Here is a 646-nt window from a genome sequence, read left to right as displayed (position 1 = left end):
GTCCAGGAACAGCGCCTTGTTGGCGTCGTCGAATTCGTCGTCCTGCGGGCCCAGCACGACGCGGATCGGGCCGCTCGCGGGATTCGGCAGCTCGAGGCGCAGCTCCGGCGCACCGGTTGCGGCATCGACGCTGAACTCATCGCCGGCCTGGAGCGGGCGCGGGTAGGGGCTGCCGAGGCCGGCGCGGGCATTGACTGCGAGGCTGCCGAACACCGGCTCGCCCTTGATCCCGCCTTCGATCGCGAGATAGGTGAAGGCGCCGCCGCGGGCAAAGCCCAGCGTCAGCGTCTCGCCGTCCTTCAGCGTCACCGATGTGTCCATCGCGACCGGTCGCCCCGCGACGTCGGCATTGCGCGGCGCGCCTGATATCGCCACGCGCACGGCGCCGTCACGGGCGGTGAAGGTGGCGCCGAACGGGCCGATCTCGACGGCGGCCGCGAGCGGCTCGTTGCCGACAAGCGTGTTCGCTGCCGCGAGTGCCAGCCGGTCCATCGCCCCGCTCACGGTCAAGCCGTAGCGCTGCGCGCCGAGCCGCCCGCCATCCTGGACGGAGCTCGCAGGCCCGATGCTGGCGACGACGAGCCGGCTCATGCGACCACCTGCTCGGCGATGATCTCGCCGGCCTCGGCGGCGCGGTCCTGTTCTT

General features: G+C 72.1%; 1 protein-coding gene. It reads right to left on the bottom strand.

Features of this window, described 5'->3' with window-relative positions; translation table 11 throughout:
• A partial coding sequence (locus AC1D00_RS44150; protein WP_477015081.1) for a 5-oxoprolinase subunit C family protein occupies positions 1-591 on the bottom strand: 591 nt, incomplete at its 3' end.
• Positions 592-646: the final 55 nt, after the last annotated feature.

It is taken from the genome of Bradyrhizobium sp. P2_E8, from assembly GCF_056403875.1.
The sequence above is the reverse complement of the archived record's forward strand: the minus strand, read 5'-3'. Positions and strand labels throughout refer to the sequence as shown.